The 14,872-nt window shown below is 70.2% G+C and carries 16 protein-coding genes; 7 read left to right on the top strand and 9 right to left on the bottom strand.

The genetic code is table 11. From position 1 onward, the window contains the following. Positions 1 to 29: 29 nt before the first annotated feature. Genes mnhG through ACFSDF_RS06660 form a run of 7 tightly spaced genes read right to left on the bottom strand, consistent with a single transcriptional unit; the run spans position 30 to position 6,508 of the window. Positions 30 to 362 carry a monovalent cation/H(+) antiporter subunit G gene (gene mnhG, locus ACFSDF_RS06690; protein WP_167001363.1) on the bottom strand — a complete coding sequence of 111 codons (333 nt, stop codon included), beginning with the start codon at positions 360 to 362 and terminating at the stop codon, positions 30 to 32. Next, positions 359 to 673 (bottom strand): monovalent cation/H+ antiporter complex subunit F, encoded by a 315-nt coding sequence (locus ACFSDF_RS06685; RefSeq protein WP_208322245.1) that lies wholly within the window; start codon positions 671 to 673, stop codon positions 359 to 361. The genes mnhG and ACFSDF_RS06685 overlap by 4 nt, the downstream gene beginning before the upstream one ends. Next, positions 670 to 1,257 carry a Na+/H+ antiporter subunit E gene (locus ACFSDF_RS06680; RefSeq protein ID WP_377156787.1) on the bottom strand — a complete coding sequence of 196 codons (588 nt, stop codon included), beginning with the start codon at positions 1,255 to 1,257 and terminating at the stop codon, positions 670 to 672. The genes ACFSDF_RS06685 and ACFSDF_RS06680 overlap by 4 nt, the downstream gene beginning before the upstream one ends. Then, complete coding sequence (locus tag ACFSDF_RS06675; protein ID WP_377156785.1) at positions 1,254 to 2,882, bottom strand: Na+/H+ antiporter subunit D; 1,629 nt, start codon at positions 2,880 to 2,882, stop codon at positions 1,254 to 1,256. Before ACFSDF_RS06675 ends, ACFSDF_RS06680 begins: the two co-directional genes overlap by 4 nt. Beyond that, entirely contained in the window at positions 2,879 to 3,319 is a 441-nt protein-coding gene (locus tag ACFSDF_RS06670) for a Na(+)/H(+) antiporter subunit C (RefSeq protein ID WP_167001365.1), read from the bottom strand. Before ACFSDF_RS06670 ends, ACFSDF_RS06675 begins: the two co-directional genes overlap by 4 nt. Then, positions 3,316 to 6,219, bottom strand: coding sequence for a Na+/H+ antiporter subunit A (locus ACFSDF_RS06665; RefSeq protein WP_377156783.1), 2,904 nt, complete (start codon positions 6,217 to 6,219; stop codon positions 3,316 to 3,318). Before ACFSDF_RS06665 ends, ACFSDF_RS06670 begins: the two co-directional genes overlap by 4 nt. 10 nt (positions 6,220 to 6,229) lie before the next feature. Next, entirely contained in the window at positions 6,230 to 6,508 is a 279-nt protein-coding gene (locus ACFSDF_RS06660; protein WP_377156781.1) for a GlsB/YeaQ/YmgE family stress response membrane protein, read from the bottom strand. Between the two features lie 178 nt (positions 6,509 to 6,686). Between ACFSDF_RS06660 and ACFSDF_RS06655 the strand changes: the two genes are divergently transcribed. Beyond that, positions 6,687 to 7,385: a response regulator transcription factor gene (locus ACFSDF_RS06655; protein ID WP_167001368.1), complete on the top strand. Its 699-nt coding sequence runs from the start codon at positions 6,687 to 6,689 to the stop codon at positions 7,383 to 7,385. After that, on the top strand, positions 7,382 to 8,842 hold the full coding sequence (locus ACFSDF_RS06650) for a sensor histidine kinase (RefSeq protein ID WP_167001369.1): 1,461 nt from the start codon (positions 7,382 to 7,384) through the stop codon (positions 8,840 to 8,842). Before ACFSDF_RS06655 ends, ACFSDF_RS06650 begins: the two co-directional genes overlap by 4 nt. A gap of 14 nt (positions 8,843 to 8,856) precedes the next feature. Here ACFSDF_RS06650 and ACFSDF_RS06645 read toward each other — a convergent pair whose 3' ends face one another. Next, positions 8,857 to 9,039 carry a RidA family protein gene (locus ACFSDF_RS06645; protein ID WP_377156778.1) on the bottom strand — a complete coding sequence of 61 codons (183 nt, stop codon included), beginning with the start codon at positions 9,037 to 9,039 and terminating at the stop codon, positions 8,857 to 8,859. Between the two features lie 32 nt (positions 9,040 to 9,071). On the opposite strand from ACFSDF_RS06645, the gene ACFSDF_RS06640 reads away from it, so the two are divergent. The 4 genes from ACFSDF_RS06640 (at position 9,072) to ACFSDF_RS06625 (ending at position 13,114) form a co-directional block, all read left to right on the top strand. Further along, entirely contained in the window at positions 9,072 to 9,281 is a 210-nt protein-coding gene (locus tag ACFSDF_RS06640) for a winged helix-turn-helix transcriptional regulator (protein WP_208322247.1), read from the top strand. Between the two features lie 122 nt (positions 9,282 to 9,403). Beyond that, positions 9,404 to 10,657 (top strand): bifunctional glycosyltransferase family 2/GtrA family protein, encoded by a 1,254-nt coding sequence (locus tag ACFSDF_RS06635; RefSeq protein ID WP_377156775.1) that lies wholly within the window; start codon positions 9,404 to 9,406, stop codon positions 10,655 to 10,657. Continuing rightward, complete coding sequence (locus ACFSDF_RS06630) at positions 10,654 to 12,522, top strand: glycosyltransferase family 39 protein (RefSeq protein ID WP_377156773.1); 1,869 nt, start codon at positions 10,654 to 10,656, stop codon at positions 12,520 to 12,522. Before ACFSDF_RS06635 ends, ACFSDF_RS06630 begins: the two co-directional genes overlap by 4 nt. A gap of 34 nt (positions 12,523 to 12,556) precedes the next feature. Further along, the gene (locus ACFSDF_RS06625; RefSeq protein WP_377156771.1) at positions 12,557 to 13,114 is read left to right on the top strand and encodes a hypothetical protein; all 558 of its coding nucleotides are present in this window, start codon (positions 12,557 to 12,559) and stop codon (positions 13,112 to 13,114) included. On the opposite strand, the gene ACFSDF_RS06620 is transcribed toward ACFSDF_RS06625, so the two are convergent. Then, positions 13,058 to 14,116: an alpha/beta hydrolase gene (locus tag ACFSDF_RS06620; RefSeq protein WP_377156769.1), complete on the bottom strand. Its 1,059-nt coding sequence runs from the start codon at positions 14,114 to 14,116 to the stop codon at positions 13,058 to 13,060. The two genes, ACFSDF_RS06625 and ACFSDF_RS06620, sit on opposite strands and share 57 nt — an antisense overlap. 133 nt (positions 14,117 to 14,249) lie before the next feature. Here ACFSDF_RS06620 and ACFSDF_RS06615 point away from each other — a divergent pair, with 133 nt between their 5' ends. Next, the gene (locus ACFSDF_RS06615; protein ID WP_167001372.1) at positions 14,250 to 14,867 is read left to right on the top strand and encodes a hypothetical protein; all 618 of its coding nucleotides are present in this window, start codon (positions 14,250 to 14,252) and stop codon (positions 14,865 to 14,867) included. The last annotated feature ends 5 nt before the right edge of the window (positions 14,868 to 14,872 follow it).

Raw genomic sequence — 14,872 nt, 5'->3', positions numbered from 1 at the left:
GCCGAGCGTTCGCGACTCTAGAGCCGAAGTCAGTCCGCCGGCATCTGCTCGTCGACGAGCCTCTCGTCGTGGTCCGCGCCGCCGGTGCGATAGACCGCGCGTCCGAGCATGTGCGCCGCGACGGGAGCGGTGAGCAGCTGGAAGACGGCGACGAGCACGAGGAGGCCGAGGTCGCTCCACGCCTCCATCCGGAGCCCGATCCCGAGCAGGATGAGCAGCAGCCCGAGCACCTGAGGCTTTGTGGCAGCGTGCATCCGGCTGAACAGGTTGTTGAATCGCGCGATGCCGATGGCGGCGATCAGCGCGAGGAAAGCGCCGGACAGCAGGCAGAACGCCGAAGCGATGTCGAGGGCGAGTCTCATCGGGATCCCTCCGTACCGTCGATGCGCTCGGGATCGGACTCGTCAGGCTCGTCGCTCGTGGCGAAGCGCGCGATGCTCACCGAGCCGACCATCCCGACCAGAGAGAGGACGACCAGGATCGGGAGCGTGTCGGTGTGGCGGTTGTACGCCGCCTCGACACCGAGTCCGCCCACGAGCACGGCGACGAGCACGTCGATCGCGACTGCACGGTTGGGCATCGACGGTCCGAGGGCGGCACGGACCACCGCGAGGACGGCAGCGATCCCGAGCATGCCTCCGGCCACCCACGCGACCACGGTCATCCAGGTCATCGGAACCCACCTTCCGGGCGCGGCTGCTCGATCCGGGCGATGTCCTCGGCGTTGCCGAGTGCGCGAACGACCCGCTCCTCCTCGTCCCAGACGCGTTGTCGTGCAGCCTCGACGTCGGCCTGGCTGCGGGTCTCGAGCACGTGGATCTGCAGGGTCCAGGTGCTCCTCGACGCCTCGATCAGGAGGCTGCCGGGGACCAGCGACACGATCTCGGAGGTGAGCATGAGGGCGAGCTCGCTGCGGGTCCGCATCGGGACGACGAGCACCGCGTTGACCGGCTGGTAGCCGAAGCGCATCACGATGGTCGCGACCTGAACGCTCGACGCGACCAGATCACGGAAGAACGCGTACACCAGGATGAGGAGCCGCCACGGGTGCACCCGGCCGTGGAACTCGATCGGCGGCAGCGGAAAGACCCGGATGATCGCGACCGCGATGACGGCCCCGGCGAGGATGTTGCCGACGGTGAACTCACCCCAGAGCAGCACCCAAACGAGCGTGAGCCACAGCACGACGGGCCACTGAAGGGCGCGGCGCGCCTGGGTGCGACGAGAGGCGTCGTTCGCGTCGTTCGCGTCGCTCACTCGGCACCTCCTGACCCGCGCGGGACGATGGATCCTGCCACGCTGCCGTCGTTGAGGACGGTCTCGATGTACGGGTCGCGATCGCGCAGCTCCTCGGCCGCGCGCTCGGTGATCCCGAACAACGGCCCGGCAAGCAGGGTGAGCGCCGTGCCGAGCGCGACCAGCGTCAGCGTCGGGGTGACCATCGCGCGAGGGAGCGAGCGTACGGACGTCGCGACCGTGTCACCCCACGGCTCGCCCGACTTCGTGCCGGAGCTGGGGACGGACTCGGTGAGCTCGTCGGGTTCCTCCGTACGGGGCCGCCAGAACGCGCGGTTCCATGTCTTCGCCACCGCGTACAGGGTGAGGAGGCTGGTGAGGATCGAGGCCGCCACGACCAGGTACGAGAGCCAGCCTGCCCGGTCGACCCCGGCCTGGACGAGGGCGACCTTGCCGAGGAAGCCGGAGAACGGAGGGATGCCGGAGAGGTTCATCGCCGGCAGGAAGAACATCAGCGCAAGCACCGGGGCGGCCTTCGCGAGACCGCCGAGGTGCTCCAACGACGTCGAGCCGCCACGGATCTCTATCAGGCCCGTGACCAGGAAGAGCGTGGTCTGGATCGTGATGTGGTGGACGATGTAGAAGATCGCGCCCGCGAGCCCCAGGTCGGAGGCGACCGCGACCCCGAACATCATGTAGCCGATATGGCTGACGAGGGTGAACGAGAGCATACGTTTGATGTCGGACTGCGCGATGGCGCCGAGGATGCCCACGAACATCGTCAGCAGCGCGGCCCACAGCAGCAGGTCCGACAGCGGGCTGTCCGGGAAGAGCAGCGTCTGCACGCGCATGATCGCGTACACGCCGACCTTGGTCAGCAGGCCCGCGAACACCGCCGTCACGGGTGCGGGTGCGGTCGGGTAGGAGTCGGGGAGCCACGCCGACAGCGGGAAGACGGCGGCCTTGATCGAGAACGCGGTGAGCAGCATGAGCTGCAGGACGATGCGGACCCCCTCGGGGACCTCCTGCAGCTTGACCGCGAGATCGGCCATGTTGACCGTGCCGGTCGCCGCGTAGACGCCCGCGATCGCGATGAGGAACACCATCGATGACAGCACCGACACGACGACGTACGTCGTCCCGGCGCGCACCCGTGGCCCGGTGCCGCCAAGGGTGATGAGCACGTAGCTCGCCGCCAGCAGGATCTCGAACCCGACGTACAGGTTGAAGAGGTCGCCCGACAGGAAGGCGTTGGAGACTCCCGCCGACAGGACGAGGAACGTCGGGTAGAACACCGACAACGGCGTGTCGCGGCCGAACTCGATGATGCCCTGGCCCACGGAGTACGCGAGGACGCACAGCGTCACGATCGCCGACACGAGCAGCAGCAAGGCGGACAACCGGTCGGCGACCAGCACGATGCCCATGCGGGCGGGCCAGCCCCCGACGTACACGACCTGCGGGCCGTCCCGGTCGGCTGCCCACAGCAGGACGCCCGCGACGGCGACGATGATCGAGAGGGTCGTGAAGCTGATGACGCGCTGGGCGCGGGCGTTCTGGCCGAGCGCGAGGCACACCCCGGCGCCGAGCAGCGCCAGCACGACCGGCAGCGGGATCAGGAAGGACATCGCGGAGTCGGCGGTCATCGCTCGACCTCCTCGGTGTCGGCGCCTTCCTCGTCCGGAGCTCCGCCACCTTCCTCGTACGATTGTGACGCCTCGTCGAGCTCGGCCAGCCGCATGATGAGGCGGTCCTCCATGTCGTCCTGGACTTCGTCGTGCCCCTGCAGCTGCCACGACCTGTACGCCATGGCGAGCAGGAACGACGCGACGCCGAGGGTGATGACGATCGCGGTGAGCACCATCGCCTGCGGGAGCGGGTCGCTCATCGGGGACGGGTCGGACTCGTCGACGATCGGGGCACGGCCGGGTGCGCCGGAGGCCACGATGAAGATGAGGTTGACGGCGTTGCCGATCAACAGGGTGCCGACGACGATGCGGGTCAGGCTTCGCTCGAGCAGCAGTGTCACGCCGCAGGCGAAGGTCACACCGATGACGATGACGAGAACCAGGTTGACGGTCATCGGACGCCTCCCGTCAGCGGCTCGATCTCAGGGTCGGTGTAGGAGCCCGGTAGCTCGGGATCGGCGTCCCCGGTCTCGATGTCGGCGTCGATCCCGCCGCCGAGGCTGCGCAGGACGTCGAGCATGAGACCCACGACCACGAGATAGACGCCGAGGTCGAAGAAGAGCGACGTGACCAGCTTGATGTCGCCGATCGCGAACAGGTGGAACTTGACGATCGCGCTCTGGAAGACCTGGCCGCCGAACGCCAGCGGCGCGAGCGCGGACACGGTCGCGACCGAGAGGCCGAGTCCGAGGACCCGTCCGGCGTCGACCGGCGCCGCTTCGTCGAGCTCGTACCGTCCGCCGGCGAGGTAGCGGACCATCAGTGCGAGGCCGGCCATCAGACCGCCGGCGAAGCCGCCGCCCGGACCGTTGTGGCCGGAGAAGATCAGCCACACGGAGAACAGGATGACCGTGTGGAAGATCAGCCGCGTGACGATCTCGAAGACGATCGAACGTCGCTCCGGGGCGAGCGTACGGCCCGCGCGCAGCCAGCGACCGGTCGAGTGCCCCTCGGGCAGCGGGGCGGCAGGGCTCTGCGCCCCACCGCGACCGGTGATGAGGAAGATCAGCGAGGCGACACCGGTGGCGGCCACCACGAGGACCGACAGCTCGCCCATCGTGTCCCAGGCGCGGATGTCCACGAGGGTCACGTTCACGATGTTGTGGCCTCCGCCGTACTCGACGGCGCTCTCGGCGAACGCGACCGAGATCGGGTCACCGATCCGGACGCCGGCGGTGGCGAGTGCGATCGCGGAGGCGAAGGTCCCGGAGAGGGCGCCGATGCCCACCCGGATCCAGCGGGCGCGGGTGAGTGGACGGTCGGAGAAGTACGGGGCCATGCGGCGCAGCACCAGCACGAACACGACCAGCGTCACCGTCTCCACGAGCACCTGGGTCAGCGCGAGATCGGGTGCGCCGTGAAGGAGGAAAAGCATCGCCGTGCAGTAGCCGGCCACCCCCGCGAGCAGGACGGCCTTGAGCCGGCGACGCGACCGGACGGTGAGCACGGCCGCGACACCCAGCAGGATCGCGACGACCGCCTGCGCCGCGGAGTCGAACCACACGACGTCCTCGGTCCACGTGCGGTTGAGTACGAGCGCAGTGCCGGGGATCAGCAGGACGACCACGAGGATCGAGCCGAGGTAGAAGGGCAGCGAGCCGCGCTGCGTACGACCGGTGACCTCGACGGCGAGCCGGTCGGTGTTGCGCATGATGCCCTCGTACGCCCGCTCGGCCGACGGCATCCAGGGCGCGGCGGGGACGAGCGCACGGCGCTGCTGCCATGTGAAGAGCGCGATGCCGCCGAGGACCGCGACCACGGACAGGCCGAGGGCAGGGGAGAACCCGTGCCAGAGGGCGAGCTCCGCGTGGTGGTCGCCCTCGGGGAACTGGTGGTCGTACCCCGCCCACAGCTTGGTCAGACCGCTGCCGAAGAACGCGAGCACGAGCGAAGCCGAGGCGAGGAGGGCGGTCGGCGTCGCGAACCCGGCAGGCACAGGGACCAGGTTGGCGGGCTGGTCGACGCCCGGCTTGTCGCCGAAGACACCCCACACGAAGCGCAACGTGTACGCCATGGTGAGCAGCGAGCCGAAGACCAGCCCCGCGAGCACGAGAGAGCCGGCGACCGGTCCGATCCCGGTGCCGTCGCCGGTCGAGACCACGTCGACGAACGCGCCGTACACCGACTCCTTGGCGACGAACCCGAGCATCGGCGGGATGCCGGCCATCGAGGCCGCCGCGAGCACGGTGAAGCCGAAGAGCCAGGGCATCGCGGGGCGCAGCCGCGACAGCTTGCGCAGGTCGCGGGTGTGAGCCGAGTGGTCGACGATGCCAACGACCATGAAGAGCGCCGCTTTGAACAGGGCGTGGGCGACGACCATCGCGACGCCGGCGAGCGCGGCTGCACGGGTGCCGAGCCCGACCACGGCGACGAGGAAGCCGAGCTGGCTCACCGTCCCGTACGCGAGGAGCAGCTTGACGTCGTGCTGCCCGAGCGCGCGCAGGCCACCGACGATCATCGTCAGCACGCCGAGCACGAGCAGCGTCGGCCGCCACAGGGCGGCGTCGGCGAACGCGGGGGCCATCACGGCGACGAGGAAGACGCCGGCCTTCACCATCGCGGCCGCGTGCAGGTAGGCGCTCACCGGCGTCGGAGCGGCCATCGCGCCGGGGAGCCAGAAGTGGAACGGCACCAGCGCCGACTTGCTGAGCGCGCCGATCAGCACGAGGGCGATCGCGGTGGCGGTCGCGGCGCCGGTCGGGGAGAGCGCCATGATCGCGTCGATGCGGTATGACCCTGCGTCTTGCCCGAGCATGATGAGGCCGACCAGCATCGCGAGGCCGCCGAAGGTCGTCACGATCAGCGCCGTCATCGCCGCGCGACGGTTGGCGACACGCTCGGGGTTGTGGCCGACGAGGATGTAGGAGAAGACGGTAGTGAGCTCCCAGAACACGTACAGGAGCAGCGCGTCCCGAGACAGCACGAGGCCGAGCATGGAGCCGGCGAACGCCGTGAATGCGCCGGAGAAGCGCCAGAGCGCGGGATCGTACGAGCGGAAGTACCAGGTGCAGTAGAAGAGGACCAGCGCGCCGACGCCCGTGACGAGCAGGGCCAGGGTCCAGCTCAGCGTGTCGAGCCGAAGCCCGATCTCGAGGCCGATCGTGGGCACCCACTCGTACGTCTCGGTGAGCGTGCGCGCGTCGGGGCCGGTGACCTCAGGCCCCTGCAGAAGGAGCCAGACGAAACTTGCGCCGGGGACCAGAGCGAGGAGGAGGAAGGCGTGCCGGTCGAACGTACGGACGAGCGCAGGAGCGGCTGCTGCGGCGACCAGGTGGGCGAGCAGGAGGAAGAGCATCAGGTCGAGATCAGCTCGCCGAGCTCTTCTTCACGACACGGTTGTAGATCATCAGGGTGAGGACGGCGCCGATGATCGAGCCGATCCACCCCGCCGGGCCGAAGCCCTTGTCACGATCCCAGAAGGGGAGGAGGCCGAGGATCACGCCGAAGACCACCGAGCCGACGACGCCGAGAACGAGTGTCTGCACGAGGGACATCGCGTCTTTGCCGGGGACGATCGCGCGGGCGATGAACCCCGCGACCAGGCCGATCACCAGGAACCCGATGATGCTGAGGATGAATCCCATCCGACCCGCCTCCTTCGCCTCAGGGGCATTCTAAAGGTTGGGGGTGGGTGTCGGCCCGCCCGCCTCCGAGCGGCACCGCCTGTCGTGACACTTTTCACCCGGTCCGGTCCCAGGCTCACAGGCCGGTCACAGGATCTCCTCAGGCGGGTTCAAGCAGGATCGGCGATGGTTGAACCTGATGACCTCACCGCGTACTTCCGACCGGCTGCTCGTCGTCGACGACGACGCGAGCATCCTCGACCTGCTTGCCTCCAGCCTGCGCTTCGCCGGGTTCGAGGTGGTGACGGCCACCGACGGGCGTACGGCCCTCGAGATGGCGACCACGGACCCGACCCTCGACCTGATCGTGCTGGACGTGATGATGCCCGGGCTCGACGGCTTCGAGGTGGTGACGCGGCTGCGCCGCGAGCACCGCGACATCCCCGTCATCTTCCTCACCGCCCGGGATGCCCCGGCGGACCGCGTCAACGGGCTCACCGCCGGCGGCGACGACTACCTGGTGAAGCCGTTCAGCCTCGACGAGCTCGTCGCACGCGTCCACGCCGTGCTGCGGCGAACACGCCGCACCCGCGAGGAGACCGTGCTGCGGTTCGCCGACCTGGAGATGGACACCGACAGCCACGAGGTCCGCAAGGACGGCGAGGTCGTCGACCTCTCGCCGACGGAGTTCAAGCTGCTGCGCTACTTCCTGCTCAACAGCGGCCGCGTCCTGAGCAAGCAGCAGATCCTCGACCACGTCTGGAACTACGACTTCGGCGGGGACGGCAACGTCGTCGAGACCTACGTCTCGTACCTGCGCCGCAAGATCGACACCACCGAGCCGCGGCTGCTGCACACCGTGCGCGGCGTCGGGTACGTGCTGCGTCGGCCCCGATGAAGCGTCGCTCCGCCCTGGTCACAAGGTGGCGCGCCGTCCCGCTGCGCGTCCAGCTGGCTGCGCTCGCCGTCGCGATGGTGACGCTCGCGCTGGTGTTGAGCGCCGTCGCCACCCATGTCGTCCTGGAGCGTTCGCTCGTCGACCGCGCGGACACCGAGCTCGTGACGCAAGGGCGCGGCTTCGCCGATCGTCCGCCGCCGCGGCGGATCATCGAGGACGGTGCGGCGCTGCCGTCGCGCTTCTTCGTCCAGCGCTTCGCGTCCGACGGGACCTCGTTCGACCCCCAGGTGGACCCGCGCCTCGAGAGGGATGACTACCCCGACCTTCCGGACCCGGCGACCGACGACATCACGTACAACGAGCCCTTCACGATCTCCGCAGCGGACGGCAGCCCGCCGTGGCGCGTGGTCTTCTTCGAGGGCTCGGACGGGGGTACGGTCGCCGTCGCGGTCGACCTCACGGACGTGACCGAGACACTCGAGCGGCTGCGCTGGATCGAGCTGGCGATCGCCGTCACCGTCCTCGTCGCGGTGGCCGCGATCAGCTCGTGGCTCGTCGCGCGCAGCCTGCGCCCCCTCATACGGGTGGAGCGGACCGCGGAGGCGATCGCCGGGGGCGACCTCGGCGCGCGGGTTCCGATGGATGCCGACCCGAGGACCGAGGTGGGTGCGCTCGCGTCGTCGCTCAACACGATGCTCGGCCACATCGAGAAGGCGGTCGACGACCGCGAGCGCGAGGCCGTACGGGCAGGTGAGGAGGCGCGCAGGGCGGAGGAGTCCGAGCGCCGGATGCGTCGCTTCGTCGCCGATGCGAGCCACGAGCTGCGGACGCCGCTGACGTCGATCCGGGGGTTCGCCGAGCTGTACGCCCAGGGGGCGGCGACCGACGAGGCGACCACGGACCGGTTCATGGCGCGCATCCGTCAGGAGGCCGATCGCATGGGCATCCTCGTAGAGGACCTGCTGCTGCTCGCCCGCCTCGACCAGGAGCGCCCGCTCCGCCGTGACCCTGTCGACCTGCGGACCCTGGTGCGTGACGCGGTCGTCGATGCGCGCGCCACGCAGCCGGATCGGCCTGTCGCCGAGCCCGCCGCCGGCCCGCCGGTCATCGTCGAGGGCGACGAGGCGCGCCTGCGGCAGGTGATCGCGAACCTCGTCGGCAACGCGCTGGTGCACACGCCGCCCGAGGCGGAGCTGCGCGTCGATGTTCGTGCGGAAGGAGACGAGGGCGTCCTGATCGTCTCCGATGACGGGCCCGGGCTCGACGAGGAGTCGGCCGCGCACGCGTTCGAGCGCTTCTACCGCGCGGACGAGGCCCGTAGTCGGCAGGACGGAGGCTCGGGGCTGGGCCTCGCGATCGTCTCGGCCCTGGTGGCGGGCCACGGCGGTCGGGTCTCTCTCGACACCGCCCCTGGGGAGGGCGCGACGTTCACCGTACGGATCCCGCTGGCACGGTGAGCGCTGGCTTCCCCTCAGTCGATGAGCGCCGTGGCCTCGACCTCCACGAGCACGTCCGGCTCGAACAGGGACTCGACGCCGATCAGCGAAGCAGGCGGCATCGGCAGCCGGAGGCCTGTCTTGGCGGCGGCGGCTTCGAGGCCGGCCATGAGGTCGTTGATCTTCTCGGGGGCCCACTGGGCCACGTAGAAGGTCAACCGCAGCACATCGTTTGGTGGTACGGGGTGGGTTGCATCACGCCAAGCGCAACGGCGTCATCGAACGCAGGATCGTCAGCACGCGGCAGGTAGCCGTCGAGTACGCGATCACCGCTCGGCACGACGCTGCGCCCCCTGTCGACGTGCTGCTCGCCTGGGCCGCCGAGCACATGCCCGCCATCGAACGTGCGCGCGACGCCCTCGACGGCGCGGGGCAGGGTCTCGATACGCCCCTCGCCTAGCGGGGGTCTCGACAGGCTCGACCGGCGGGTGGGTCTCGACAGGCTCGACCGGCGGGTGGCTCACAGGGATCTCCCAGGCTCGACCAAGGGGATCGTGAACTTTCGACGGCAACGTCGAAGACATGAACGAGACATCTCCCGTGATCGACGTGGTCGTCCCGGTGCTGAACGAGGCGCACATCCTTGAACGCAGCGTCCAGCGACTGCGCACGTACCTCGACCTCGAGGTCCCGTTCGCGTGCCGCGTCGTGATCGCCGACAACGGCAGCACTGATGGTACGGCGGAGGTCGCGGAGCGGCTCGCGGCGACGCTGAGCGACGTGAGGCTGGTCCGCGTCCCCGAACGGGGTCGCGGACGGGCGCTCTCGACCGTCTGGTCGCGCAGCGACGCCACCGTCGTCGCCTACATGGACGTCGACCTCTCGACCGACCTCGGCGCCCTCATGCCCCTGGTCGCCCCGCTGCTGTCCGGTCACTCGGACGTGGCGATCGGCACGCGGCTGCGGCGTGACTCCCGGGTCGTACGAGGCGTCAAGCGCGAGATCCTCTCCCGGGGCTACAACGCCCTCCTCCGTGTCGTCCTCGGCGCGCGGTTCAGCGACGCGCAGTGCGGCTTCAAGGCGGTGCGCACCGACGTGGCGAAGGCCCTGCTGCCGTACGTCGAGGACACCGGCTGGTTCTTCGACACCGAGCTGCTGGTCCTCGCCGAGCGCGCGGGCCTGCGGATCGCCGAGGTTCCTGTCGACTGGGTCGACGATCCGGACAGCCGGGTCGCGATCGCGTCGACCGTCCGCGACGACCTGTGGGGGATCGCGCACATGGCCCGCGGTCTGACGACGGGTCGCCTCGATCTCGAGCCCGTACGGCACCGCTTCGGGCGGCCTCCTGTCCGCACACCGGTCGGCATCCGGATGATCCGCTTCGGCATGGTCGGCGTCGTCAGCACGATCGCGTACGCCCTGCTGTTCCTCCTCGCGCGTCAGATCGCCCCCGCCCAGGTCGCGAACCTCTTCGCGCTGGTGACGACGGCGATCGGCAACACCGCCATGAACCGGCGCTTCACCTACCAGGTGACCGGGACGAAGCGGCTTGCTCGCCATCACGTCCAGGGCCTGGTCGCGTTCGCCTGCGGATGGGCGCTGACGGCGTCGGCGCTCGCGCTGACCGCGGGCCTCGGCCACACCCCACTGATGGAGGTCGGCGTCCTCACGGTGGCCAACGTGCTCGCGACGATCGTGCGGTTCGTGCTGCTCGATCGCTGGGTGTTTCGCACCGCGACCGAGGTGCCCCGTACCCGCGACCTCGACGTGCGGCTGTCCGCCCGCGAGGTCGCCCCGAACCCTTCCGCCACGGCGGACGAGAGGAGTGCCGCATGAGCACCGCCGTACAGGAACGTGCTGTTCACGAGCGTGACGCCGTAGAGGTCCGGCGAGGCTGGTGGACGCGGGAGCACGCCCTGCTGATCGCCCTGCTGGCTGCGACCGCGGTCGCGTACTGCTGGAACCTGACCGTCAACGGCTACGCCAACGAGTACTACTCGATGGCCGTGCAGGCCGGGGCGCAGGACTGGAAGGCCTGGTTCTTCGGCGCGCTGGACGCCGCGAACGGCATCACCGTCGACAAGACCCCGGCGTCGCTGTGGCTGATGGGCCTGTCGGCGCGGGTGTTCGGGTTCAGCTCGTTCAGCATGCTGCTCCCGCAGGCGCTGCTTGGGGTCGCGAGCGTCGGCGTCCTGTACGCAGCGGTGCGCCGCTGGTTCGGGTCGTCGGCGGCGTTGATCGCCGGCGCCGTGCTGGCGACGACGCCGGTGGCCGCGCTGATGTTCCGGTTCAACAACCCCGATGCGCTGCTGGTCTTCCTGATGGTGGCGGCCGCGTGGGCCGTGACCCGGGCGATCGACGCCAAGAAGGCGCTGCGATGGCTGGTGCTCGCGGGTCTGCTCATCGGGTTCGCATTCCTCGCCAAGATGCTGCAGGCGTTCCTCGTCCTGCCGGCGCTCGCGCTGGCGTACGGGGTCGCCGGGTCGGCACGCCTGCGGACGCGCCTGCTACACCTCCTCGCCGCAGCCGGCGCGGTCGTCGTCGGCGCGGGATGGTGGGTGCTCATCGCCGAGCTGTGGCCGGCGTCCGCGCGCCCGTACATCGGTGGCTCGACGAGCAACAGCATCCTCGAGCTCGCGCTCGGCTACAACGGCCTCGGTCGCCTCAACGGCGAGGAGGTCGGGTCCGTCGGTGGCGGCGGGCAGGGCGGCGGCATGTGGGGGACGCCCGGCCTCGGACGGCTCTTCAGCTCCGAGATGCAGACGCAGGCGAGCTGGCTCCTGCCGGCCGCCCTGGTCGCACTTGTCGCGCTCGCCGCATTGTCCTGGCGGCTTGCCCGTACGGATCGGATGCGTGCGTTCGCGATCATCTGGGGTGGCTGGCTGCTGGTCACCGGCCTGACGTTCAGCCTGATGCAGGGCATCATCCACAGCTACTACACGGTGGCGCTCGCGCCCGCGATCGCCGCGCTGGTCGGCGTCGGTGTGGTGGTCCTGTGGCGACGCCGTACGGAGCTGGTGCCGCGGGCCGTGCTCGCGGGGACGGTCGTCCTCACCGGCCTCTGGAATTGGCGGCTGCTCGCCGAGACCCCGACGTTCGTGCCCTGGTTGCGCTGGGTGGTCGTGTTCGCGGCCGTCGCGGCTGGTGTGCTCCTGCTCGTCGGGCCGGAGCTTCCGAACCTGGGCGACGGGGCTCGCTACCTCGCCGTGATCGCTGCGACCCTCATCGGCGTCGCCTCGCTCGCGGCGCCCGCCGCCTCGGCCGCGGCGACCATCGGCTCGGCGCACACCGGGTCGATCGTGTCCGCCGGACCTGCGACGGGCGGTGGCCCCGGCGGGGGCGCGGGGACCAGCTTCCTCGGCGGCGGCGGGACCGCAGGCGTCAGCGAGGAGCTGGTGAGCCTGCTCCAGAACAGCGACTCCCGCTGGGCCGCGGCCACGCAGACCGCCAACGGTGCCGCACCCTTGCAGCTCGCCTCGGGCGAACCCGTCCTTGCGATCGGCGGTTTCAACGGCACGGACGCGTTCCCGTCGCTCGAGCAGTTCCAGGAGTGGGTCGCCGACGGCGAGATCGGCTTCTACATCCCCGCGACCGGGCACGGCGGTGGCCGCAACTCCAAGATCGAGACCTGGGTGACAGAGAACTTCACCCCTCAGACCGTGGGCGGGACGACCGTCTACGACCTCGCCGGTCACAGCTGACCGACGCGGACCAACGATGAAAGAAGGAGAACAGATGAACGAGCAGAACCCTCGTACGCCTCAGGGCCCGGAGCCGACGGAGACCCCGCCGGTGCAGGACCCGACGACGCAGATGCCGACAACGGAGGCGCCGACGGCGGCGTCGGCCGCTCCGCAGGCCCCGACGACTGCCGGCGCGACGCCGTCGCGCGGGTGGAAGTCGCTCGACAACCGCACGCGGTTCGGTGCGATCGCCGCCGGCGTCGCCCTGTGCGGGTTCGGGTTCCTGGGTGGCATCGCGATCGGCACCGCCTCGGCCGACGACGGCGGTGCGGACGGCGGCCCCGGCAACGCGCCGGGCATGGGCCAGTTCCCCGGAGGCCAGGACGGTCAGGACGGTCAGGGCGGTCAGGGCGGACCTGGTGGCCAGCAGGGCCAGGGTGACGGGCAGTTCCCGGGCGGTCCGGGTGGTCACGGCGGCCAGGGCGGCATGCCCGACGGCCAGGGCGGCAGGTCGCTCCCGGACGCGCCGTACGGGGACGGCTCGGGCGGACCGTCAGCGGACGGAACCGACAGCGCGTCGTCTGCGGGCGACGCGGCGTCGACCGTCTGACGTCGTGCGGCGGACGAACCGCCCTACCTCGCGCGTCGCCTCGCGCGCCTCGGGCACGAGGTCGACTGCGACCTGGAAGACGTGAACCTGCTTCTCCCAGATCTGCAGCTCGACCTCGACGTCCGAGCGTGCGAGGCGGATCGCCATCAGCTCGGCGTCGGGGAGGACGAGCTCGTCCGACCCCACCTGGATGAGGGTGGGCGGCAGTCCGTGCAGGTCGGCGTCGACGAGCGACGACGCTGGCTGCAAGAGGTCGGACAGCAGCTCGTTCTCGACGAGGTCGACGAGCCGGAGGAACCCGCGCCACGCCGACCTCGGGAACAACGCGCACGACGGGCGGCCAGGCTGGTCGAGCTTGCGATCGGGATCGAAGTCGGTCAGCGGGGACATGGCGACCAGGCCCGCGGGAGCCTCCAGGTCGGCGTCGAGGATCGCGAGCGTGACGGCGAACGCGAGGTAGCCGCCGGCCGAGTCGCCGGCGACGACGATGTGCTCGGGCGGATAGCCCTGGTCGAGCAGCCACCGGTAGCCCGAGAGCCCGTCTTCGACGGCCCGGCTCACCGGGTGCTTCGGCATCATGCGATAGCCGACGTTGAGGACCGTGCAGCCGCTGGTCGCCGACAGTCGTGCGGCGAGACCGCGGTGCGTGTTGAGCCCGCCGACGAGGAAGGCGCCGCCGTGCAGATAGAGCACTGCGTGGGTGTCGGCGTGCTCGGGAGATGCGGCGCGGATCACCTCGGCATCGCACTGCGGGAGCCGGATGTCCTCCACCGTCGCGTTGCGCGGCGCCGGCAGCAGTCCCGCCACGCTCTCGAGGAGCCCGGTCGGCCACGGGGCGCCGGGTGCGTACGACCAGACGGAGAGCGCCGGCTTCACGGTCACCCGCAGCGCGGTGGACAGCAGTGCCGCGCGCTTGCTGTGGCGAGGCTTGTCCACCACCCGCAGGTTGTCGCCGGCGAGCGAGACGACCTCCGGACCACGGGGGTCCATCGTGCGACTCATCATGTGTCCTTCCCGGGCGACGCGGAGCACGACCCGAGCGCGTGTGGTCCGCGTCACATCATTGTGAACGGATGTTACCTGCCCGTTCGCGCGCAAACCGGTCGAAGACCGTGATCGGTGCCATCCTGAGGCCATGGTGACCTCCGAGAGTGGTGGCACGGGACTCCCGCAGAGCGGCCCAGGGCACCGGGGAAACGCGGCGGACAAGTGGAAGTCGTACGGCAAGCGCATGCTGCACAACGTCCTCGTGCTGCTGGCCGTCGCGGTGGTCGTGGTGATCGTCGGATACGCGCTGGCGGCGTTCGTGCCCCGCTGGTGGGCGCAGTGGATCGGGCGCCGTGTCGACGGCAGCCTGACGGCCGGGACGGTGTGGGGGCTGTTCCTCGGCGTGGTGTTCACCTTCGTCCCCCTTCTCCTTGCCTGGCAGGCGATCGCGCGGCACTGGGTGAAGGGTTTCTGGAAGGTCGTCGTCGTCGCGGTCGCCGTGATTCTCGCGCTGCCCAACCTGATGACGCTGTCGATCGTCGTGGGGACGAGCAACGGAGCACACGCCGGCGAGCGCATCCTCGACGTCGACGGCCCGGGCTTCCGCGCGGCTTCGCTCTGGGGCGCGATCATCGGCGCACTGCTCGTCGTGGGCCTGGTCTGGCTGAGCGGGGCCAACCGTGCACGCGGTCGACGGGCCCGCGATCTCAAGACCGAGATCGACAATCGCGACCAGGCCGAGCGCGACCGCGCGGACGGCACCTGACAGTC

Origin of the sequence: Mumia zhuanghuii, from assembly GCF_042681565.1 — a bacterium.
Lineage (GTDB): Bacteria > Actinomycetota > Actinomycetes > Propionibacteriales > Nocardioidaceae > Mumia.
Note: the sequence above shows the minus strand (reverse complement) of the source record. Positions and strands in the feature narration are given on the sequence as shown.